Here is a 25700-nt window from a genome sequence, read left to right as displayed (position 1 = left end):
CCAAATCTAGTTTTGTTAATAATAAAGCAATTCTAAAAATTGTTTATTTAGGCATCATGAATTACGAACGCGACGATAGGCAAATGAAAGTTCGTAATTGGCAAAGTATAATTCAGCAACTCGAAATTCTATTTGATATAGATTTGCAACCAGAATAAATACAAACACTTAATTTATTGTTCAATCTTGACCAAGAGTCAAAGATTTGCGCGTTTAAATAATGATAAAAACGGAAAATTGCGAAAGCGTTTCCGTTTTTTAGTATACTTTTAATAACACGATGTCAATGGTTTCAAAGAAATCTAGACATTAACACACTTAAATCATTACTTCCATGTAAAACTTGTAAAATTGTTTTTTTTTGCTTTTTTTGAAATAAAAACGATTTATTTGTTAAACCATTTTGTCACTAAAAAAGTTGATTTTTTATTATTTTTTTTAGATTAGTGTATAATATACGAGCACATTTATATAATATAAATTTATATATTAATTTATAAAAATTTACTCGATTGATTTTCAAAAGGGTAAGTTTTTATGATTTAATGGCAATTTTTTTCAAGGAGTGTTTTGTGGAAAGTAAATACCGCATAACTGAATTTTCACCCCGAGTTGTACGTCGGGACTATGGAAAAATTAAAAATAACTTCGAACCACCTAACTTACCAGAATTACAAGTTAATTCGTACCGTCAATTTTTGAACAAGGAATTAGAAGAAATTATCTCTTCTTTCTTCCCGATTGTTTCACCAAACGGTAAGTATACAATCGAGTTTAATGGTTTGACTTTAGAAAAGCCTGAACGGACTGAAGTTCAAGCACATACTGAAGCTAAAACTTATGAAGCGAGTTTGCACGTTGATTTAACATTAATCAACCACGAAACTGGGACTGCAACCAAAGCTAAGAAAACCAAAGCTAAAGTTTCTAAAGATGGAATCTTTTTTGCTAACATTCCGTTAATGTCTGATAAAGGTTCATTCATCGTTAATGGAATTGAAAAGTTTGTAATTGCACAAATTGTTCGTTCTCCAGGTGCTTATATCTTAAGCAAGTCTCAAGTTAAATTATCAAATAGCCGCAAGCGTAACCAAGAAGGTTATGTTTGCGAAATTTTGCCTGCTAAGGGTACTTTGATGTTGGTTTATATTGCTGAAAATAAAGACTTTGTTCAAGCCGTAATTCGTGATGTTACTGGTGAATCTGCTAAAGTTTTCTCGATGACTACATTGCTGAAAGCTTTTGGTTTATCAGGAAATGAAATTTTACGAATATTTAACAATAACGAATATATTCGCCGAACATTGGATGCAGAAAATTACAACCACAAATACATCACTCGTGATACTGAAATTTCTAATATTCTTAAAGAACTTAGCAGCGAAAAAGAAAGTATGAAACGTGGTTTGCCAATTGACAGCAAATTACGTGAATTAGTTTCACAATACTACACTAAAAACAAAGAAATGACAGATTTCTTAGATCGTTTAAATACAACAGTTGAAAAACTTAAAGGAGACGATTTAACGCAATATCAAGAAATGAAATCCGAATTGGAATCAATCTTGGATCAAGTGATTGTTGAAAAAGCTGCAAAAAATGTCGTTAACGAATTATCAATTTCTACCAAGACTTTTGATAATGCTAATGACAAGACTGATAACCCAACTTACCAATTGCTCTTGTGAAAACACTTCTTTCAAAAACGTTATTACGATTTAAGTTTAGCAGGTCGGTATAAATTTGTCCGTAAACTTCGGGTATCCGAACGTCTTTATCAACGCACTTTAGCTCAAGATTTAGTCGATACAAAAACCGGAAAAGTTGCAATTGCTAAAGGGACTTTAATTTTAAAACCTGAAATCGATAAGATTAAAGCCTTAACCAAGAGTAAAGAACTTGATATTATTCATAACATTCACTTTGTTCCTGATTCTCCAGGTCAAGCAAAAGATGTTGCTAAATATCATTACGAAAGTGTTTCGGTTTACACCAATAATGAATCACGAACTGAAGTTACTCCAATTATCGGAATTGATGGTACAGATGATACTGTCGAAACATTAACTTTAGCCGACTTGATTTCAATTATTTCTTATATTATTAACTTGCCACACAACATCGGATATTATGATGATATTGACCACTTAGGTAATAAACGTTTAAAACTAATTAATGAATTATTACGTAGTCGTGTTCAAACCGGAATGCTTCGGATGGACCGTTATATCCGTGATAAGTTAGCTATTGCAGATGGTTCTAATAAAAACGTGGAATTAAATGAAGCAACTGGCGAAATGGAAGAAACCCAAAAGCAAACTCGTTTAACAATTAAGTCGGTAATTAATTCAAAACCATTCCAATTAGTGATTAAAGATTTCTTTAATACCCACCAATTAACTCAATTCTTAGATCAGCAAAACCCACTTGCAGAATTAACAAACAAACGAAGAATTTCTGCAATGGGACCTGGTGGAATTTCTCGGGAAGACCCAAACTTAGACATTCGTGACGTTCACTATTCACACTATGGCCGAATTTGTCCAATTGAAACTCCTGAAGGGATGAACATTGGTTTGATTATGTCATTAGCTTCATACGCTACGATTGACTCAAATGGCTTTTTAATGTCGCCTTATCGTAAAGTCGAAAAAGGGGTAATCACCGATAAGTTTGAACGCTTAACAGCTTTACGTGAAGATGAATACATCATTGCTGAAGCTTCGGCTAATATGAAGTTGAATGAAGAAGGTAAAATTCTTGATAAAGAAATTATTGCCCGCTATCGTTCTTCTCAAGAATTATATGATCCAAAACGTGTTGACTACATTGACGTGGCTCCGCGTCAAGTTGTTTCAATTGCTGCAAGTTTAATTCCTTTCTTAGAAAACGATGACTCGTCTCGGGCTTTAATGGGTGCCAACATGCAACGTCAAGCTGCGCCTTTATTAAAACCATATGCACCTGTTGTTGGAACCGGAGTCGAATATAAAATTGCGCATGATTCAGGAATGGTTATTTTAGCTAAACGCGATGGTGAAGTGGTTTATGTTGATAGTACTGAAATCAAAGTTAAGGGATCAGATGGTAAAATCGATTCTTACCAATTAACAAAATTCTTAAAATCAAACCAAAATACTTGTTACAACCAAACACCAATTGTTGCTTTAGGCGAAAAAGTCAAGAAATCCCAAATATTAGCTGATGGTGCTGCAATGCGCAATGGTGAATTAGCTCTTGGGCAAAACATTCTTGCAGCCTTTACCACATGACGCGGATATAACTATGAAGATGCCATTATCATTTCAGACCGGTTATTGCAAGAAGATGTTTATACTTCAATTAATATTAACGAACACACCGTACAATGTGTCCGCACTAAAAATGGTGATGAAGAAATTACACGAGACATTCCTAATGTAGCAGATGATGCTAAACGTTATTTGGATGAAGACGGCGTAATTATGGTTGGTGCTGAAGTTAAAGAAGGTGACATTTTAGTTGGTAAGATTTCACCAAAAGGTCAAGTTGATTTAAGTGCTGAAGAAAAATTGCTACAAGCGATCTTCGGAGAAAAAACCAAAAACATTCGCGAATCTTCATTAAAGGTTCCTCATGGCGGAGATGGTGTTGTTGCTGCGGTCCGTCGTTTTAGCATTGCTAAAGGCGACGAACTTGGTGATGACGTAATTGAATTAGTTAAAGTTTATGTTGCTCAAAAACGGAAAATTCAAATTGGTGATAAGTTGGCTGGACGTCACGGAAACAAGGGAATTGTTTCTAAAATTGTGCCGCGTGAAGATATGCCACACTTGGAAGATGGGACACCAATTGATATCTTATTAAATCCACTAGGGGTTCCTAGCCGGATGAATATTGGACAAATTTTTGAATTGCATTTAGGATTGGCTGCCCGTGGCATTGCTCGGAAAGAATTAATCAAAGCAGCATATGATACTGCCGGTGAAAAAACCTTAAAGAAATTATTTGGCTTATCAACTGTTGCTGCTAAAAGTTTAATTAGTACAACTAAAGATTATTGTAAGGGCAAAGCAGCTAAAAACGTTGATGATGCTTTAGCTAGAATTCGCCCAATTGACATCGACATTATTTTGAAACTTGTGGGAATGACATATGACGATTTGAGTTACAAAATTGCTACACCAGTATTTGAAGGTGTAAACATGAATGACTTGAAGAACATTATGGCCGAAGCTGGTATTGATTCAGAAAAGACCCATGGAAAATTCAAATTAATTGATGGTCGAACTGGAGAACCATTTGAAAAACCAATCTCAGTCGGAGTGATGTACATGTTAAAACTTGATCACATGGTTGACGATAAAATTCACTCCCGTGCGGTCGGTCCTTACTCGAAAATTACCCAACAACCCCTTGGTGGAAAATCACAAATGGGTGGACAACGTTTTGGGGAAATGGAAGTATGAGCTTTACAAGCTTATGGAGCTGCTCACAACCTACGGGAATTGTTAACAATTAAATCTGACGATGTTCGTGGTCGAAATTTAACGTACAATGCAATCATTAAGGGGCGTGAAATTCCCGTTCCTGGAATTCCTGAATCATTCAAGTTATTAACTAAGGAATTACAAGGACTTGGACTTGCAGTGAATATTATTTATGACGATAATACGAAAGATGATGTTAACTCATACACTGTAGTTAATGATGCACCAGATGAGTATGAAGAACAGTTTGATCCTGCAATGACGTCAAACTTTACCCTTGATGATGAAGAATATTAGTTTCAGGAGCTATTAATTTATGGAAAATACCAATAAAAAAGTTGATGCTAAAACAAATAGCAAAATTAAACGAATTCGGGGTTTACAAATTAGCATTGCTTCTCCCGAAACAATGCGTGAATGATCCCGTGGTGAAGTTACTAAACCTGAAACCATTAATTACAAATCTTTAAAACCTGAACCCGAAGGCTTATTTGATGAAGCTATCTTTGGTCCAGTAAAAGATTACGAATGTGCTTGTGGTAAATACAAGAAGATCAAACACCGCGGTAAAGTTTGTGAAAAATGTAATGTGGAAATAACTGAATCAATTGTCCGTCGGGAACGAATGGGGCACATCGAATTAGCAGCACCCGTTGCTCATATTTGAATGGTTAAAGAATTGCCTTGTCCATCAAAAATTTCTTTAGTTTTAGATATCTCTTATAAAGAAGTTGAACAAGTAATTTATTTTGTTAATTATATTGTTTTAGATACTGGTAACTTAAAAGATAAAATTTTTAAATACAAAGAAGTTATTGATTTAGCTGGTAAGGGTTCAAAACTTGCACGGACTAAATTCCGGAAAATTTTGCGGGCCATCTTTGATAAAGTTGAAAAAGATTCAGTCGATTACAAACGGGCCCGAAATTATTACAACCGTTTAGTTGATTCTTCATTACCTTTTTCGATTGAAGAAGTTAACACCTTTATTGCTAAGCATACTGGAATCCGTTTGGGAATTGGTGCTGAAGCAATTTTAGAATTACTTGAAAAAGTTGATTTGAATGCTGAATACAAAAAGATTAATGCTGAATTAAAGACACCAGAATTTAACGATCCACAAAAAATTAAGAAAACCTTACGTCGGTTGGAAACAATTAAGTGATTTAAAGAATCCGGGAATAGTCCTAAAAACATGATTTTAAGAGTTATTCCTGTAACTCCTCCTGACACCCGTCCAATTATCCAATTAGATGGTGCTCGATTTACAACTAGTGATATCAATAATTTTTACCGCCGGATTATTATCCGGAATGAACGGTTAAAAAAAGTTATTCAATTAAAAGCACCTTCAATTATCTTAAATAATGAAAAGCGCATGTTGCAAGAAGTAGTAGACGCTTTATTTGATAACTCTTCAAGAAAGAAACCAATTGTTTCAAAAGACAAACGGCCGTTAAAATCATTAACTGATCGCTTAAAAGGAAAACAAGGTTTATTCCGTCAAAACCTATTAGGAAAACGGGTTGACTACTCCGGTCGTTCAGTTATTGTTATTGGTCCAGAATTGAAAATGTACGAAGTTGGTTTGCCTTCAATCATGGTTTTAAAATTGTTCAAACCATTTATTATTCGCGAATTAATTAAGCGTTATGATGAAAATGGAACTGAAGTTAAACCAATTGCTAGCAACATTAAAGTTGCTGAACAAATGATTAAAGACCAAAACGAATACATTTGAAATATTGTTCACGAAGTTATTAAAGAACGTCCGGTATTATTAAATCGGGCGCCAACCTTACACCGTTTGGGGATTCAAGCTTTTGAACCCCGGATTGTCGAAGGAAAAGCGATTCGTTTGCATCCGTTAGTAACTACGGCTTTTAATGCAGACTTTGATGGTGACCAAATGGCCGTTCACGTTCCAATTGGGAAAGAAGCCATTGGTGAAGCACGGGCTATTATGTTAGCTTCGTGACATATTCTTGGACCAAAAGATGGTAAACCAGTAGTAACTCCAACCCAAGATATGGTTCTAGGAAACTATTACTTAACTACAGAATCACGTGGTCAAGTTGGTGAAGGTTCAATTTTTGCAAGTGTTCAAGAAGCATTTAATGCTTACGAAGCAAACCGTGCTCACGTTCATGCACTAGTGGGAATTTCAACAAAGGCTTTCCCTAAAAAAGAATTTCCAAAAGAAGGAATTTTAATTACCACAGTTGGCAAAATCCTTTTAAATGGAATTATGCCTGCAGATATGATTTATCTAGAAGATCCAAATAACTTTGGTGCTGGTGTTGATATCCAAAACATTGTTGGTCATGGTGAAGATCCAATGAAGGTTTTGAAAAACCGAACTTTGTATAAAGCTTTTGATAAAAAAGCGGTTGCTAAAATCATTGATATCTTATACAAACGTTATGCTATTGAAAATGTTCCACCAATTCTTGATAAGATTAAGGAATTAGGCTTTAAGTATTCAACTTTATCATCTACAACTGTTTCGGCTTTTGATATTCCTTCTTATAGTTCAAAATGAAATTACTTTAAAGAAGTTGACGAAAAAGTTGCTGTCTTAAAACAACAATACCAAAAGGGATTATTAACTGATGACGAACGTTATGTTCGGGTTGTTGAATTATGAACTAAAATCAAAGACCAAGTGGCTGATGATATTAAAAAACTAATTCAAGAAGATAAGTTTAAAGATAACTCGATCGTAGTAATGGCTGACTCTGGTGCTCGTGGTAATACTTCGAACTTTACCCAATTGTTTGGGATGCGGGGTTTAATGAGTAAATCATATAACTATGACCAAAAACAACAAAGCAAAATTATTAAAGATACCATTGAAGTTCCAATTAAACACTCGTTTATCGAAGGTTTAAGTATTAATGAATACTTTAATTCTTCTTATGGGGCCCGTAAAGGGATGACAGATACGGCCATGAAAACATCCAAGTCGGGTTATATGACTCGAAAACTAGTTGACGCTAGTCAAGAAGTTATTATTAGCTTTGATGATTGTGGTACCAAACAAGGGATTATCGTTGAAGAAATTCGTGAAACCAATAATAAGGGTTTAATTGAAAACATTGCTGACCGGATTGTAAACCGGTTTACAGTTGATCCGATTGTTCATCCAAAAACTAAAAAAGTAATTGTTCCTGCTGATAGCGTTGTTACTCCAGATTTAGCACAAGAAGTTTTAAATGCTGAAGTTAAAGAAGCCAAAATGCGTTCGCCAATGTACTGTGAATCTACTAAGGGATTGTGTCAACGTTGCTTTGGTAATGACTTAACAACTAATCAACTAGTTGAATTAGGAACAGCTATTGGTGTAATTGCCGCTCAATCCATTGGTGAACCTGGTACTCAATTAACTATGAGAACCTTCCATACTGGTGGGGTTTCCACAGAAACTAACATTGCACAAGGGTTCGAACGGTTAAAACAAATTTTCGATGTTGTTACTCCAAAAATTTGAGAACGTTCAATTATTGCTGAAACACCCGGAAAAGTGGAAAAAATTGAAAACACCGATGAAGGTCGAACTTTAGTTATTAAAAATAAATATGATAACCGTGAATACAAATTAAGTTATGATCACGTTTTACGGGTTAATGTCGGTGATGTTGTTGCTGCTGGAAGTAAATTAACTGAAGGCTCAGTCGATATTAAAACTTTGCTTCGGGTTGCTGGGATTGATGCCGTTCGTCAATACATGATTCGGGAAGTTCAAAAAGTTTACCGGATTCAAGGGATTGAAATTTCTGATAAATATATTGAAGTTATTATTCGACAGTTGACTAGTAAGTTACAAGTGACCGATCCAGGCGAATCAAATTACTTTGTTGGTCAAGTTGTTGATATTAACTCCTTCCGGAACGAAAACACCAAGTTGATTATGGCAAAAAAACAACCCGCAATTGCTATTAACCAAGTCTTTGGTTTAGATGAAGCTCCAAGTAAGTCAGGCTCATTCTTATCAGCTGCTTCATTCCAAGACACAAAGAAAATCTTGACTGATGCTGCGGTTCGTGGCCAAATTGATAACTTGATTGGTTTGAAAGAAAATGTCATTTTAGGTAATTTAATTCCAGCCGGAACTGGTTACTTATCAAGTGAAGAAATTATTAAACAAGGTGAAGAAGCCGCTAAAAACGAATATTAAAAATTTGTTTTATTGCTTTTATCCAAACAAAATTTCCAGCTCGATTAGCTGGATTTTTTATTGTCAACGTCAAAGTATTTTAAAATCTCACCTTTAATAATTTATTATTTAAATAATTATTTTTATTTTTTTGTAAGGATTTGCAAAATGGCGATTGAAACAAAGGTGGTTGAGACCATCCAAAAAACTAAGGATTATGCTAGCTTTGGTTGAGTGTTGATAGATGCTACGAAATCTACTTCAGTAAGTGGTTCGGGACATCACGTTTTTTCATGGAAAGAAAGTGAATACTTTTTGCAACGTGATACTTCGCTAGAAAATTACTTAGAATTAGTGGCGAATGAAAAAATGTACTTTGAATTAAAAGAATTGGAAGAAAAATACCAAAAAAGAATTGAACAATTAGAAGCAAGTGTTGAATTTCAACGATTTGAATCTAGTAGTCTTGACCGAACAAAAATAGCAGGGTATGTTTTTATTGGAATTACCATTTTGCTTTATTTGTGTTGCGTTTTTAGCCTTTTTGTTCTTACATTAAATATTGGGTTTTCGGATGGTCAGAATAATGTTGGTGCCATTTTTTTGATCTTAGGAACGGTTTCAGCAGCTATTGATATATCACTTTGGCTAGCGTGAGTTTTGGGATTTGTTATTGGAAAAATATCTTTTTCTAGGGATTTAACAGCGCGTAAGCAAAAAGCCAAATTAGAAATTGCTACTTTACAAAAAGACCCCACTCGTAAAAAAATACTTGAAAAAATGGAAAATTTGAAACTCCAAAGCCTAACTTTGTGATAGTTTTAGTATTATTCAAATACCTTTTTAATATAGTACATTTGCCTTTTTGTGGCATTTTGGTATAATAATAAGCACAATATGAAGAAATTATTTGAAAGAACAATTCGTTATTTGTTCGTTATCATATTCATTTTACCAGCCTATGCCTTTTTATTTGTGGCAAGTTCTTTACAAACGTCTTTTAAAAGACTGAAAGAAAAGATTGCTTCATTAAAAACAAACGCGCGGTTATTTTGTTTTGTTTGATTTTGGTCTTTACCAGTATTTTTAAGCCTTCTTATTTTATATAAAGCCGCTTACTATATTGGTCAATTGTTCCATCATTTAGGTCGTTTAATTTGCCCTGAACTAAGTTCTCTTAGTTTATATGCTTTACGTCCTGAAAATCAAAAACATAAAATTTCTTATCAATCTATCAATCTTGAAAAAACCAATATTTATAATTGCTTAGCAATTAAAAACTATTCGGTTCAGATTGGCAAAATTTACTTCCGGTTCTGGAACTAATTACTTAAATACAATGAAGCTTTAACTTCATAGTGTTTTTTATTAACGTTGTTATATCAGTAATTAATATCAGTAATCGAGGTGACTCACCATGACAAAAAAAAGACGTCTAATCAGTATCTGCTTTGCAGTATCAAGTTTGGCAATAATTATCCCAGGGGCAACCTACGGAATAATTTCTGCCCAATCAGCGTCAGGTAGTGCTGTTAATAACAGCAAAACCGCTAGCGATGATGCACCAGCAAATATCGTCATTGAACAGCAAGGCACAAAACCTGCATTTTTAAATAAAATTGAGACCCAAAAACAAACTGTAGTATCAAGTTCTAGTTTATATCCGGCTCCGAAAATCAATTCCCTTACAGGACAAACCGTTAACACTAAAGGGTTACAAGTTGCTGCAAATTCTTTAGGAGATAGTTTAAATAAAACATTAGCTAATGAACTATCTAAAAATAATGAAGTTGATTATGCACCATTAGTTGCTGACGTTAACTCTTATTTAGATAATTTGTTTAAAGCAAATAGTCAATACTTTTCGTTAACAGGTAATGCTCCAGTATTTAAGCAAATGGGAACTGATAAGTTAAACGTGCAAATCTCAGGTGATTATAAATTCACTAATGTTAATACTGAACCCCAAGCGTTTCATGATCTTGATGGGAATGTTATTCCTGGACTAGAAAATGTCGCTCCCAACGCTATCGTTAAATTTAGTTTTACAAACAACCCAACAATAGTTGCATCAACCCAAAGTGCTTCAACTTTGAATCTGCAAGATTCAGTTACCAATTCTTCAACTGATAGTACACAATTAAAAGCAATTGTCTCCGTTGACCCAACTACTAACAAACCGTATTTAAATTGATCGATTAAGTCACTGCAAATTACAATCGACGACAAAACTACAGTTTTATCTGACTTTATTTTTAATAAAGCAAAGTCTAACATTAACGTTTTACTAAGTGATGTTGCTCCTGGAATTGATCCGTATACTGCCCAACAATATATCGTTGGTAAAAATGGTAAAGTTTTAAACTACAATACCGTTTCTGGAAACCGGGTTGGAACTGATTTAGCTAATATTTTTGAAAACCGGTTTGATTTGGCTAAACAGATTGCCAAAACTATTAGTGGTTTATTTGGATCGATGTATGACATGCACAATGCTGGAAATTATAAATTATCTGATGTTTTAGTAAAGAATGCTGGTAACATTGCAGACTTGTTAACTTTAAACAATAAATCATTAACCCAAAAAGTGAATGGAACAGCATCTGTTCGTGATTTGATTTATGATTTATTAACAAGTTCAAAATCAAATCCTAATGGAAAAACCTTCTATCAAATTGTTTACAAAGATAAAGACGCCATAATTAATTATTTAGTTAACAACGTTCCTTTAGCTGGTAGTTTGGGTGGAGTCATGACAGACTTCTTTAAAGGATTATCATCTCCTGATCAAGTATTTGATCGTTTGAGCGGTTTACAAGGTACAATTAGCAGCTTGTTAACATCACCCGCTTTACAGCCAATCAAAGTTATCTTCGATGCTTTGGTTTCTTCAAAAGGTGTTTATGTGTTAGATTTATTATCCGATCCTAAATTAGCTCCAACAATTTTTGATATGATTGTGCAATTGTCGGGAAATGGTGCTTCTTTATTGAGTGGTGGGGATAATACAACTACGACTGAACCGCAAGATGCAATCATTCCTGCTGCAAACGACCCAAGTGGATTAACCAAATTATCGTTAACTGATTTCTTGAAGAAATATAAATCGTTATTCATTAACGTTTTAACTAACGCAAACGACCCGATTGACGCTTTTGTTAAGGGATTATTCAAAGATAATAAAGCCGCACTAACAGATATTTTAAATATGGTTGGTTTTAGCGCTAGTTCATTAACCCCACAATTAAAACAAATGTTTGATGTCTTTGTTACAAAAAATCAAAGTTTACAAGACGATGATGCAACTGTTGCCCGAGTTTATAATCTTTTCGACCAAACCCGTAAATTGTTTAGTGATGAAAACTTAGCAAAAATTACTTTAACTAAAATTAATGCCGCTAACTTTAGTTCGCCAAACATTGTGACAAATTATAACGATTACAACGATTTAGTTATTCAACATTTGGATGTTGGCTATCAAATTAGTGTTAACAACTTCATTATTCCTAATAGTTTTGTAGAAGCTGTAGTTAATTTGTTACCATCAGCGAAATTGAGATCATTTATTCAAGATAACTTTATGACTCCACAATTGCTTGATCAAATTCGTCAGCAAGCAATTACAGAAGGTAACAAAGCTAAACCTTGATATGTTCCCCAAAGCACAATGGACAACATTTTAAAAGGGAATGAAACTAATCCAAGTATTGTGGATTACATTATTAATAACCTTCTCAGTGGGATTCGCGCTAATGCTACAATTCAGGATTTTGTTAAAGAATTATTATTTGGTAATTTAAATCCAATAGCAAGTGCTCCCTTCCTAACTATTAATGGAAATATTAAAGTTAATTATGGAGGCGATAACTTAATTATCTTACCAGCATATGATGTTGCAGGTAACGGTAAAACCATTATTAATTATCAAATTGTTGGTGCTAAATTAACAATCGATCCAACTGATATTGCCGCTCATTCTTCACATACATCAGAATATAAGGCTACTGATGCAGAACGAACGATGGCAGGTACATTTAAAAACATTAGTGAACAATTATATAACTCAGTCCAAGGCTTGATTCAAAACTTTATCAAATATACAGCTGGAAGAATTTATCACACTACTGCTAACGTTTATTTACTACCAACAAAAACCGTTAATGGATTAACAGTTCCTTATTATAGTCTTGACATTTCAGATCCCCAACAAAACGTTGCGCCATTTGCTTACTTAAATAACTTTACAGTTGCTAAAAGTTCGCTTTATGATGTTCAACATATTGCAGCAACTAAAGAAGACATTATGAACAAGGGTTGATCATATGATGGAACGACACCAAAATTATCAGATGCAGCTATTTCTGAAGTTAACCAATACGTTAGTATGAGTGATGGTTTAACAAGCTTTTTAAGCGGCCGCTATTCAAGTAATGCAATCAATCTTTATGGTAGTGGACCAAGCAAAATCAACTTTGCCATTAATAATGCTCGTGGGGATACAGGGGCTGTCATCTTCAAAAGAATAATTGCTTACGTAAATTTATCAGTAAGTATGGATTATGAAATTCGAATGTTGGATTCGGTTACATATCTTCCATATAAAGTGTTAGATATTTCAGATCCTCAAGCACCAAAAATGGTTCAACAAATTCATAACCACATGACTTACTTTATGATGGGAGCTCCAACTACAGGATTCTCATTTAGTCACATCGGATGGGAATAGATTCGTTAATAATTTAATTTAAAATGGGTGTTATGCCCATTTTTATTTTGTTAAGATAAATTATTTCCGTTTGTTGATTTTTCATTTTGTTATAATTGTTTAACATTGATTAATAAACTAATATAGTTTATTAATTTTTTTGTAAGTGAACAAATTTACTTGATAAGTTTCTCATCATTATTATTTGAAAAAAGGATATATTAATTCCATGCACGCAAATCAAAATATATTAAGTGCAAATCAGTCTTGAAGAATTTGACATTACGATGAAAAAATGAATCACAAAGTGATGAAAATTCGAGCCTGAATTATGTTTGGCTTAGGATTATTAGGCTATGCTTTATTTCAACTAGCATGAAATAGTGTTAACCAGGCTAATTCGATTGGGGCTGGACCAGTTGCTGATTTGTTTCCAACTTCAGCAACTGACCCTTCAATCGCCCGGATTTCTAATTGATCTGTCACTTTAACTAGAGGTTTCGCTGCAATTTTTGTGGCCTTATTAGTTTATAAAGTAGGTCACAAAAATGGCGTTATTATTGGTTTCTCACTAATGGTAATTTCAATTCCTTTTGTTTTTACTAGAGCAATGAAATCTTCAATGCTTACAAATGGTGTTGATGAACTAACAGCATCACAAGCATCCTATTCAATTTTTTTAATTTTTCGAATTTTCTTGGCGATTGGCGGAACAGCGGTTTTAATTTATACAACGCCAATTATTTCGAAGTTTTTTACTGACCCAAAACAAAGAAATACAGCTGTAAAATTTTCCAATGCACCAGCTCAAATTGCTGCAGTAATCGCTTCTATAATATTTATTAACGCGGCAACAGCAAGAGGGATAGCTGGAGATTGACCATTAATTGGTGGCATTATCATCGGCTCATTAGCCGCGTGCTTGGTTTTATATCTTTATTTGGGGATGCAATTCCCCCTTGTAAACCCGGTTAAGACAGTAACCCAACTATCTGATGCGCATGTTGCTGATCCTAAAAAAGCCAATGCTGAAAATAAAATGAGTTACTTGTTGAAGCAACCTAGAGTGTATGCATTATTTATTGGTTTTGCGTTTTTAACTTATATTTCGATTGAACCGTCTTCTGGGGTTTTAGTTAATTTTTGAAATCGAACAGATGGAAATGTAAATCAAGTCTGGAATTTAACAACTGGGGCAAGAATTACTAACGAAACTATTGCAACTTACCAATTTGCATGACAAATTTTATTCTCAATTGGAATTATCGTTGCATTATTTACCCTAGCTAAATGAACTAAAACAAAATATTCGTTAGCCCGTTTTATGGCCTGAACTACTATTATTGGTTTAATTTTCTTAGGGATTTCATATGGTCTTGGCGCAACCAATTTGGCCAATGGTGGTGCTGTAACGTTTACCTTAATTTTTGGTTTAGTAGGTTCAACCTTTGTAATGGCAGCAATGGCAGTTGGTTTTGTTGTTCCGTTTAAATGGGGTTACAACACAGCTCAAATGACTAATTTCACTTCAATGAGTTGAACGTGCATGTATGTAATCTATTCGATTTTTGATATTATTACTTCTTATATAGGAACAGCTGGTGTGAATGCTAATCCGGCTCTTTATTCTGATTTAGTAGCTCAAAATTCAAGTCTGTTTACGGGGCTTTTAAGTGGCAATGTAAATTTATATTTAGCTATTAGTCAAAACATGATTGGTTGACAATTACCAGCTATGGGTTCTTCTTTTTACAATAGCGCCTTAGCTACGGTTCCGGCTGGTCAAGCTCCAGCATTTGAAGCAGCATATGCTCATGCGTTAGCCAATTGAAATGGTGCGTCATGAAACCGTCCTAATAATGGTTTAAGCAGCGAAGCCGCGATCCAATTTTACCTTGCACAATCAGCAACTAATTTGCCAAAACAATATCAACCGCAATTAATATTTATTGCCGTTATTCCTATCATTTCAGCGATTGCTTTGTTCTCTGTGCGGCGCACCGCCAACGATGAAAGATTTAGTTTTAAGCATTTTAAAGAAAACCATCTGCAATGATTATCAAAAAACAAAATTTCTTCTAAAAAACTAGAAATGCCTTCTTCAAGTTCTGATCTTCAAGAAAAACCACAAAATGTTTTTGGAACCCCAACAGTCAAAAAACCATTAGAACCTTTACCCGCTACTGCCCAACCACAAGATTTAACAAATCCATATCCACAACAATATCCAAACCCAAGATACGGATCTCCAGGCCCGCAACCACGTGACTCTTATGGTTATGGTCAACGCCCTGTTCGAGCTTATCAGCAACCACCACGACAGCCTAATAGACAAGTTAGATATCCGCAACAATACCCATATCCACAGGCTCAACCAGCACGACCAATTCCTTCTGGTCAAACCAGAAGGATTCAAAAGCCTTAAAATTAAAAATGAACAATCACACCGTTTTTGTGATTGTTTTTTATTTAAATAATTCAGTACCATAAAAAGCAAATAATTAAGAATAATATTTTCAATGTGTAAACGTTTACGGGAAACAAAAAATAACCTATTTTTTAAATTTTATTTTTTGAAAATTATTTCAGAGATTAAAATTTTTTAGTGTAAAAGTTTTAAGTAATAAGGAAACGGATAAAATGTCGCATAATAATTTGCAACTTTTGGATGGAATTATTTGTATTGATTCAGATGGCTGTGCAATGGACACGATGAATGATAAGCATTTTAAATACTTTGGTCCTTTTGCTGTTCAAGAATGAAAGATCTCTAATCAAAAACAATTTTTGATGTTTTGAAATCAAGTTAATTTGTTTTCTTGAACACGAGGCTGCAATCGTTTCATTGGTTTATACCGTACATTTGAATTAATGCATCAATTTGATCCTGAAGTTGAATTATTAGATGAACTAAAAAAATGGTGTGAAACCTCTTCATCACTATCAAATACAACTTTAGAAAAAAGTATTGCCTTGAATCCGTCAAACCAATTACAAAAAGCTTTGCATTGAAGTTATGTGGTAAATGAAGCTATTAAAGCAAATGATGTACCTGCTTTAGCATATCGCGGAGTTAAAGAAGCATTCACAGCAATAGCAGATGCGAACATTAAAATCGCTATTGTTTCTAGTGCTAATAAAGAAGCGGTTTTAAAAGAATGACAACACAATGGCTTATTAAATTATGTTGAACATTTTTATACACAAGAGCAAGGTACTAAAAAAGCTGCAATTGCTGACTTATTGAAAACTTCAAATCTGAAAACAGATAGAATCTTGATGATTGGCGATTCGCCAGGTGATTACGAAGCAGCAGAAGCGAATGGTGTTTTATTTTATCCCATTCTTTGTAATCATGAACAAGATTCTTGGAACACCTTAAAAAATTGCGTTTTGCAACAGTTTGCTAGTGGTGAATATAATTCTAAATTAGCAGCTGATTACTTTTCGAAGTTCAAAGCCAATTTACAAGTAATGTAAATCTTATTTTTAAAAATTTTTTGGAGATCATTTATGCCAATAAAAGTTGATTTGCGAAAGATGCCTTACAACTTATCTGATGCTGATGTCCAATGAGTTGAAAGCACTTTAGTAGGGATGACCCTTAAAGAAAAAATCGGGCAATTGTTTTTTCAATTGTTTATGGATTTTTCTGAAGATGCTGTCAAAAATTTATTAAAACAAATTCCTTTAGGCGGTGCGAGATATCACACCAAATCCGCCAAAGAAGTTCAAGATTTAGTTACTAATCTAAATAAATATTCTCGTTTGCCGATGTTTATTGCATGTAATTGTGATAATGGCGGTGACGGCGCTTGTAGTGATGGAACCTACATTGCTAGTGGCGCTCAATGTGAAGCGTGCAATGATCCTACGGTGGCTTATCATGCAGGTTTGGTAAGTGGTCGAGAAGCTGTAGCTATCGGTTGCAATTGGAACTTTAACCCATGTTCTGATATCTTATTTAACTGACGAAACACAATCGTAAACACTAGAGCTTACGGAACTAATGCTGATACTGTTTTAAAAAATATTCAAGCTTATGTTAATGGTTTAACAGAAAGTAATATTTTATCAACAATCAAACACTTTCCTGGCGATGGTAGTGAAGAACGTGATCAACACCTAGTATTAGGAGTTAACGAGCTTTCAGTCGAAAACTGAGATCGTTCATACGGAAAAGTTTTTAAGACCATGATTGATAACGGACTTGACACTATTATGGCTGGTCATATTGCTTTGCCCAATTATTCTAAACATCTTAATCCATGTTTAACTTACAATGACATCATGCCAGCAACTTTAGCTCCGGAATTGATTAATGGTTTGCTAAAAACCCAACTTAATTTCAATGGATTAGTAATTACTGATGCAAGTCATATGTTAGGAATGTTTGCAGCAATGCCTCGAAAAGATCAATTACCTCGAGCCATTGCTTCAGGTTGTGACATGTTTTTATTTTTGAACGATGTAGAAGAAGATTTCCAATACATGATGGATGGATATTTAAATAAAATCATCACAAAAGAACGGTTGGAAGATGCTGTTAGACGGATTTTGGGATTAAAAGCAAAACTTGGTTTAAATAAAGTTGCTCGTAGTGAACTAAATCCAAAGCGAGAAGCATTAAGTATCATTGGTTGCCCAGAACATTTACAAATGCGTTCACAAGCCGCAGATCTTGGAATCACACTTGTTAAAAACACATTGAATCAATTGCCTATTACTCCTGATAAATATCCTCGCGTGATGTTATATGTGTTAGCGAACGAAGAAATTGGCGTGTATGACAACATGAATAGTAAAACAGCTAATCTCATTAAACAAGCCTTAGAAAAAGTTGGTTTCAAAGTAACCATTAACAAACGTGGTGTTAGAGAAAAAGGCTCGGTTGAAGCTTATAAGAAAAATTACGATTGCGCGATGATTTTTAGTGATATTCGTGGATATGCAGCTGAAAATAATTACCGGATTCGTTGATCGGCCGCAATGGCTAATGAAATTCCGTGAATGGTCTGAGAAGTTCCAACAGTCTTTGTTTCATTAAATCAAACAACTCACTTAACTGATGTCCCAATGGTTAAAACTTTTATTAATGCATATCATAACAACGAGGAAACCATTCGACAAGTTATCGATAAAATAATTGGGAAATCTGAATTTAAAGGAACACCAAATGAAAATGTTTGATGTAACTTATGAGAAACAAGAAGATAATTTAAATAAAAAATAGGATATTCTAAAATATGAATACAAACACAATCCCGCTGCTAAGTACAAAGCAGTCTTGAAGGCTGTGACACTATAACCCCAACATGGACAAGCGCGTTATGAAAATTCGGGCTTGGATTATGTTCTCAATGATTCTTTTAGTTTATGCAATGTTTCAATTAGCATTTAATAGTGTTAACCAAGCAAACTCTACTGGAAATGGACCCGTTGCTACATTATATCCGTTATCTGCTACAGATCCAACCATTTCAAGAATATCAACTTGATCAATTACTTTAGCGCGCGGGGTAACCGCAGTTTCGTTAGGCTTTTTGGTTCAAAAAATTGGTCATAAAAATGGTATCATTTTTGCTCTAGGATTAATGATTTTGTCGCTTCCTTTCGTTTTTACTCCCGAAATGCGTTCGTCATTGTTAGCTCATGGATCATCCCCTAGTGAAGCAAGTCAAATATCTTACGGTTTATTCTTGTTATTCCGTATTTTTTTAGCAATTGGTGGAACTGCAACTTTAATTTATTCTGCTCCTGTAATTGCCAAATTCTTTGTCGAACCTAAACAACGAAATGCGGCGGTTAAATTTTCAAGTGCACCTGCTCAATTAGCTGGAATCATTGCTTCATTGTTGTTTATCGATCAAGTTACCCGTTTTAATATTGCTGGTAACTGAACAGTAATTGGTGGTGTCATAATTGGAATTGTTATTTTATCGTTGATTGTTTACTTAATTTTTGGAATGGAATTCAAGTTATCAACAAGAACACATAATTCTAAACAAATTGAAGATAAGGTTACCGAAGATAAATTAGGATATGTGTTAAAACAACGCCGCGTTTGATTCTTATGTTTAGCTGGTGCATTTACTTTATATGCCGGAATCGAACCAGCTAGTGGTGTTTTGTCAAACTTTTGAAACCGCAATCCGCAAAATGTTGGACAAGTGTGAGATTTAGCAACCGGGCAAATTTTGGGAACATCAAATATTGCTACTTATCAGTTTGCTTGACAAATTTTATTTTCGGTAGGACTTTATACAGGATTAGCAACAGTTGGTAAATGAACATCAACTAAGTACTCAGTAGCACCATATGCTGGCGTTGTTACCATTGTTGGTTTAGGGCTGTGAGGCGTTTCATATGGTCTTGGTTCGCTAGGGCTTGAAATACCCGTAATCGCAGCATTCACCTTAATTTTTGGATTACTTGGAGCAACCTTTATTTTTGGTGCTCAAGTAACATCAGGAGTGATTATCTATAAATGGGGTTTTAATACTACTCAAGTTACTTATTACACCTCATTTAACTGAACTTTCTTGTATATTGCATATTCTGTTTTGGACATTATTACTTCGTTTGTTGGAAGTGCTGGTGTGACTGCAAATCCCGCTACATATGCAGATTTAATTGTTAACGATCCGTCCTTATTTAATAGTGCTTTAGGTAGCAATATCGAAACATTTAATAGCGTTCGTAACAATCTAATTGGTTGGGTTCCAACAACCGCAATAAACGGAGCTACTTTTACTGCTCAGGCGTGAAACGTTAACCCTGCTGATTTTCTTGTAAGCGTATCAGCATCGAAAATAACTAGTCAATATGTCCCACAATTAATCGTAATTGCAGTAGTGCCATTGCTGTCAGCCGTTTTCTTCTTATTAATCTTAAGTCGTTCAAAAGATGAAATTGCTTTCTCTTTCAAGCATTTTAAAGAAAACCACATGAAATTTCCCCGCTTAAAAAAATGGCTACACATGAGTTAAAAGCAAATTTAAATTAGAAAGGAAATAATTTATGAAATGAAACTTAGATAAGTTTATGTTAGGCAATAAAACCGCACTTAAACTTTACAATGAAGTCGCTAAAGATCAACCAATTTTTGACTTTCATTGCCACTTATCTCCACAAGAAATATTTGAAGATAAGGTTTTTAAAAACATTACTCAAGTATGATTGTATGGTGATCATTACAAATGACGTTTAATGCGTTTTTGTGGAGTTGCAGAAAAATATATTACCGGTGATGCTAGTGATGAAGATAAGTTTGTCAAGTACGTACAAACAATTGAAACTGCTTTAGGTAACCCGCTTTATCACTGAAGCCATTTAGAACTCAAAATGTTTTTTGGAATCGATGACGTTTTAACTGCAAAAAACGCAAAGGAAATTTATAAAAAAGCGAACGATTATATTAAAGCAAAAAAACTTTCGCCACGAAAATTGATAGCTCTGTCAAAGGTTAAATTCATTGCAACCACTAATAACCCTTACGAAGATTTAGAATGGCATGAAAAAATTGCCGCAGACAAATCCTTTGAGACAAAGGTTTCACCAGGATTACGCCCTGATGAAGCATTTGCAATTGGCGAACCTAAATTTTTAAAGATGTTAGACAAATTGGAAAAAAAATACAAAACCAAAGTAACATCTTATACTGAATTTATTAAATTGTTTCACCAAGTTATTAAATATTTTAAAGCACACGGAATGCAGTTAGCCGACCACGGATTAATGACTTTAAATTATGAAAAAACCTCTGCCGCGATAGCTAATAAAGTTTTGCAAAAAGCATTAACTAATAAATCAGTAACTGCCCAAGAAAAAAACCAATTTGTAACTCAATTTTTAGTGGATTTAGCAGGTTTATACATTCGCGAAGATATCAAGATGTTAATTCACTTTGGGCCAATTCGTAATAACAATTCTGTGATGTTTAAAAAACTTGGTGCTGATACAGGGTTTGATGTGATTTATGATCAAAGTGACGTTGCTTTAAATTTAAACCTATTATTAGACGCCATTTATTCAACCTACAACAAAACACCGAACATGGTAATCTTTAATGTTAACCATTTAGTTAATCGCGTTGTTGCAGCTACTTTAAATAACTTTAATGTAGATACAAATATTGGCGGAAAAGTCCAAATTGGTACTTCATGATGATTCCAAGATACTGAAAACGGAATGCTTGATTTGATGAAATCTTATGGTGATCAAGCCGTGTTTGGTAAGTTTTTAGGGATGTTAACCGATTCCCGTAGTTTCTTATCATATTCGCGCTTTGATTATTTCCGTCGTATTTTATGTAATTACATTGGCGAAGCTGTGGAATCAAATAAATTCTTTGGTTCGATTGATTTAGTTAAAGAAATGGTAGCAAATATCTGTTACAAGAATTGTGAAAATTTCTTTGCACCGATTAGCAAATCTAAAAAATAAAAACTAAACTTTAAATTATAAATTTAAGAGAAAGGAAACGTTTAATGAAATTATCGTTTCGATGATACGGATTTGATGATAAAGCGAAAATAGAATACATTCGTCAAATCCCAAATGTTTATAGTGTCGTTACAGCTGTATATACAGTTCCTGTAGGTGAAGTTTGACCCGAAAAAGATATTTTAAAATTAAAAAAAGCTGTTGAAAAAACTGGATTAAAATTTGATGTTATTGAATCAATTCCAGTCCACGAAGATATCAAGTTGCGTCGTGGTAAATATAAAGAGTATATTGAAAACTATAAAGAAAATATCCGTCGCTGTGCTAATGCTGGAGTTAAAGTTGTTTGCTACAATTTTATGCCAGTATTTGATTGGCTTCGAACTAACCTTGATTACAAATTAAAAGATGAGTCATCTGCACTTGCTTATTTTGATAAAGATTTTAAAAAATTAGATCCAACAAAATTAGCGCTACCTGGTTGGGACGCATCATATAAACCAACCGAAATTAAAGAATTAATTGATGCTTATAAAAAACAAGGCGAAAAAGGTTTGTGAGAAAGTGCTAAGTACTTTTTAAATGAAATTATTCCAGTTGCTGAAAAATATAATGTTTTGATGGCAATTCATCCGGATGATCCACCTTGGGAAGTTTTTGGCATCCCAAGAATAATTACAGGTGATAAAAATTTAGAACGTTATTTGAAATTATATGATTCGCGAAACAATGGATTAACTTTATGTATTGGATCGCTTGGATGTAGTGCTAGAAATGATGTTGTTTCATTATTGCGAAAGTATTCAGCAATGGATCGAATTCATTTCGTTCACTTACGTAACATTAAGATTCATCCCGATGGTTCATTTAATGAGAGCGGGCACTTATCAGCTGAAGGTTCTTTAGATTTCTATGAAGCCATTAAAGCACTAGTAGAAACTAATTATCAAGGCTACGCACGTCCAGACCACGGACGATTTATCTGGGGTGAAACAGGAAGACCTGGTTATGGATTATATGACCGTGCATTAGGCGTAACATATATCAACGGAATTTATGAAGCCATTTTGAAACAAAAAGGATTAATTAAAGGTCATGACCCATTACATCCCACCAAAAAAATAAAAGTTGTGAAATCAGTATTAGCAAAGAAAGGAAAAAAATAATTTATGAATTTAAAATTTCAAAATAAAGTTGTTGTTCTTACTGGTGCTGGTGGTGTAATTGTTTCATCACTGGCTAAAAACTTTGCCAAACAAGGTGCAAAGGTGGCGTTGTTAGATTTAAATTTAGCCGCTGCTCAAAAAGCTGCTGATGCCATTAATACTTCTTATTCAAATCAAGCGTTTGCGTACGCTTGCAATGTTTTAGAAAAAGAACAAGTTGAAAAAGTTCACGAACAAATTCTTAAGGATTTAGGTAAATGTGACATTTTAATCAATGGTGCTGGTGGTAATAGCGCTCGGGCGAATACTGATCTTGAATTTCACGATTCCAAAGCAGCAACTGGAGTTAAAACTTTCTTTGATTTAGATAAAGCTGGTTTTCAATTTGTGTTTGATTTAAACATTATGGGAACTTTAATCCCAACCCAAGTGTTTGCTAAAGATATGGTTGATCGTGAAGGTTCAAACATTATTAATATTAGTAGTATGAACGCATTTACACCATTAACTAAAATTCCGGCCTACTCAAGCGCTAAAGCAGGAGTTAGTAATTTAACTCAATGGTTGGCGGTTCATTTTTCGAAAGTAAAAATTCGCGTTAATGCCATTGCTCCCGGATTTTTAGTAACTGCTCAAAACAAAGATTTATTATTTAACAAAGATGGGACACCAACTGAACGTTCTAAAAAGATTTTACGCAATACTCCAATGGACCGCTATGGTGATCCTGAAGAAATGTTTGGTGCAGTTCAATTTTTGGCTTCGCAAGAAGATGCTTCATTTATTACAGGAGTAATTCTTCCAATCGATGGCGGATTTAGCGCTTATTCTGGCGTTTAAAATAATCTGTTTATCCAAATGCAAAAAATAGGGTTGAACCGTGATGGGTTTACCCTATTTTTTTTGTTAATCTGCCGATTTTTGGTGATTATCAGAAAAATGAGTTGCTTTTCAAATCCATTTAGTTACAAAATTTTTATAATTTTGATTTGAAGTTTTTAAAACTGCTTATTAAATCTTTTCGTTCACAATTTGAAATGTTATTATGTTGATTTATTAGCAATGCAAAAACAAATAAATTAAAATTGTTTAACGTTAAATTAACTATAAAGGGTCCAATATGAAATACCAAGTAATTCAAAGAATGAAAGCTAACGGAATTGTTGCCGTTGTTCGGGGACGTTCAGCTGCTGAAGCCGTAACTTTTTCAAAGGCAATAATTGATGGTGATATTAAAACCATCGAAGCTACTTTTACAACACCTAACAATGATCGTGTGATTGCAAATTTGCGGGCTGAGTATCAATACAATAAAGATGTTGTAATTGGTGCTGGTACAGTCCTTGAAGCCATGACAGCAAGAATTGCAATTTTAGAAGGTGCACAATTTATTGTTAGTCCTTCATTTGATTTAGCAACTGCAGAAGTATGTAACTTATATCAAGTACCTTATTTCCCAGGATGTGCAACACCAACTGAAATTGTTACCGCTTTAAAGGCTGGTTGTGAAGTTATTAAAATTTTCCCAGGAAGTTTGTTAACTCCCAAATTTATTAAAGACATGCACGGACCACTTCCAAAAGTTATGATGATGCCTTCAGGTGGGGTTGATTTGAACAACATCGATGCTTGAGTCAAAAACAAAGCCTTTGCCATTAGTATTGGTAGTGCTTTAACTGCAGATGTTAAAGAAAAAGGCATTGAAAGTATTGTTAAAAATGCTCAAAAATTCGTAACCGCTTATCAAGAAGCTTTGAAAAAATATAGTCTTTAATTTCTATGAATAAAAAAAAGATTTTAACATTTGGTGAGCCCCTTGTTTTGTATACTGCTGATCAGTTAGATGAACCGCTGTTAAGTGCTACAAAATTTACCCGAAGTGTTGTCGGTGCTGAATTTAATGTTCTTGTAGGATTAACAAAATTAGAAATCCCTTGTTTATATGTCGGCGCAGTTGGAGATAATTTTCATGGTCAATGTATTGTTAACAGAATGCTTGAACTAAAAGTTGATGCTTCTTGTTTACTTAAAAATGGCCATAAAACGACTGGATATATGTTTAAACAAACTGTTAGTGCAGGTGAACCTAACATTCATTATGAACGTAACAACACTGCATTTAAAGCGATAGATTTAACAGCCTTACAACACGTTGATTGGAACGAAATTGCTCTAGTTCATTTAACTGGAATTAGCTTAGCTGCAACCCTAAATAATCGCGTTGTATTTGACGAAATAATTAACCAAACAAAAATTCATAAAATTCCATTATCATTCGATCCTAATATTCGCATGCAATTGTGAGCTAATGAACAACAAGCAACCACAACAATCAATACCATTGCAAAACAAGCAACTTATTTCTTGCCAGGTTATAATGAAGCAAAATTATTAACTGGATTAACCGACCCTAATGAAATCATGGACTTTTATTTAAAAAGTGGAGTTAATACTGTTTTCATGAAAAGTTATCACGGAAAATCAATTGCTAAAAATAAGATGAACCACGCAATTACAGTTGATAATTTCAAAGTTGATAAAGTTGTTGATGTGGTTGGAGCTGGCGATGGCTTTGCGGTTGGAGTTTTAAGTAGTTTATATGATGGTTTTGGCGATCTAAAACAAATTCTTTACCGGGCTAATGGGATTGGCGCTAAAATCGTAAGCATTTATGGTGATAATGCCGGTTATCCAACTAGAAATGAACTTGAAGCGTTTATCACACAACAAAAATTAGATTAATGATAAGAGAGTAAATT

Annotated in this window: 14 protein-coding genes; all 14 read left to right on the top strand. The window is 34.0% G+C overall.

Going from position 1 to position 25700, the window contains the following annotated elements:
- Positions 1–545: 545 nt before the first annotated feature.
- The 14 genes from rpoB to T384_RS0102665 all read left to right on the top strand — a co-directional run bounded on the left by rpoB (position 546) and on the right by T384_RS0102665 (position 25683).
- Positions 546–4766 carry a DNA-directed RNA polymerase subunit beta gene (gene rpoB / locus T384_RS0102730; RefSeq protein ID WP_052663456.1) on the top strand — a complete coding sequence of 1407 codons (4221 nt, stop codon included), beginning with the start codon at positions 546–548 and terminating at the stop codon, positions 4764–4766.
- Between the two features lie 19 nt (positions 4767–4785).
- Positions 4786–8646: a DNA-directed RNA polymerase subunit beta' gene (gene rpoC / locus T384_RS0102725; protein ID WP_027119742.1), complete on the top strand. Its 3861-nt coding sequence runs from the start codon at positions 4786–4788 to the stop codon at positions 8644–8646.
- A 147-nt stretch (positions 8647–8793) separates the two neighbouring features.
- Complete coding sequence (locus T384_RS0102720) at positions 8794–9444, top strand: hypothetical protein (protein WP_027119741.1); 651 nt, start codon at positions 8794–8796, stop codon at positions 9442–9444.
- 78 nt (positions 9445–9522) lie between these two features.
- Positions 9523–9951, top strand: a complete 429-nt coding sequence (locus T384_RS0102715) for a hypothetical protein (RefSeq protein WP_027119740.1) — start codon at positions 9523–9525, stop codon at positions 9949–9951.
- Between the two features lie 91 nt (positions 9952–10042).
- Entirely contained in the window at positions 10043–13351 is a 3309-nt protein-coding gene (locus T384_RS0102710) for a P116 family lipid acquisition surface protein (protein WP_027119739.1), read from the top strand.
- A gap of 208 nt (positions 13352–13559) precedes the next feature.
- Positions 13560–15755: a hypothetical protein gene (locus T384_RS0102705; RefSeq protein ID WP_027119738.1), complete on the top strand. Its 2196-nt coding sequence runs from the start codon at positions 13560–13562 to the stop codon at positions 15753–15755.
- A 215-nt stretch (positions 15756–15970) separates the two neighbouring features.
- Positions 15971–16810, top strand: a complete 840-nt coding sequence (locus T384_RS0102700) for an HAD family hydrolase (RefSeq protein ID WP_027119737.1) — start codon at positions 15971–15973, stop codon at positions 16808–16810.
- Positions 16811–16843: 33 nt separating this feature from the next.
- Positions 16844–18547, top strand: a complete 1704-nt coding sequence (locus T384_RS0102695; protein ID WP_027119736.1) for a glycoside hydrolase family 3 protein — start codon at positions 16844–16846, stop codon at positions 18545–18547.
- Positions 18548–18576: 29 nt separating this feature from the next.
- Positions 18577–20319 (top strand): hypothetical protein, encoded by a 1743-nt coding sequence (locus tag T384_RS0102690; protein WP_156933120.1) that lies wholly within the window; start codon positions 18577–18579, stop codon positions 20317–20319.
- A gap of 31 nt (positions 20320–20350) precedes the next feature.
- Positions 20351–21775 carry a glucuronate isomerase gene (uxaC, locus tag T384_RS0102685; protein ID WP_027119734.1) on the top strand — a complete coding sequence of 475 codons (1425 nt, stop codon included), beginning with the start codon at positions 20351–20353 and terminating at the stop codon, positions 21773–21775.
- 44 nt (positions 21776–21819) lie between these two features.
- Entirely contained in the window at positions 21820–22941 is a 1122-nt protein-coding gene (locus T384_RS06260; RefSeq protein ID WP_084266113.1) for a mannonate dehydratase, read from the top strand.
- A gap of 3 nt (positions 22942–22944) precedes the next feature.
- Positions 22945–23781, top strand: coding sequence for an SDR family oxidoreductase (locus T384_RS0102675; protein ID WP_027119733.1), 837 nt, complete (start codon positions 22945–22947; stop codon positions 23779–23781).
- Positions 23782–24061: 280 nt separating this feature from the next.
- Positions 24062–24715 carry a bifunctional 2-keto-4-hydroxyglutarate aldolase/2-keto-3-deoxy-6-phosphogluconate aldolase gene (locus T384_RS0102670; RefSeq protein ID WP_036498919.1) on the top strand — a complete coding sequence of 218 codons (654 nt, stop codon included), beginning with the start codon at positions 24062–24064 and terminating at the stop codon, positions 24713–24715.
- A gap of 5 nt (positions 24716–24720) precedes the next feature.
- Positions 24721–25683: a sugar kinase gene (locus T384_RS0102665; protein WP_027119731.1), complete on the top strand. Its 963-nt coding sequence runs from the start codon at positions 24721–24723 to the stop codon at positions 25681–25683.
- The last annotated feature ends 17 nt before the right edge of the window (positions 25684–25700 follow it).

This window comes from Mycoplasma testudinis ATCC 43263 (assembly GCF_000687795.1).
GTDB lineage: Bacteria > Bacillota_I > Bacilli_A > Mycoplasmatales > Mycoplasmoidaceae > Mycoplasmoides > Mycoplasmoides testudinis.
Note: the sequence above shows the minus strand (reverse complement) of the source record. Positions and strands in the feature narration are given on the sequence as shown.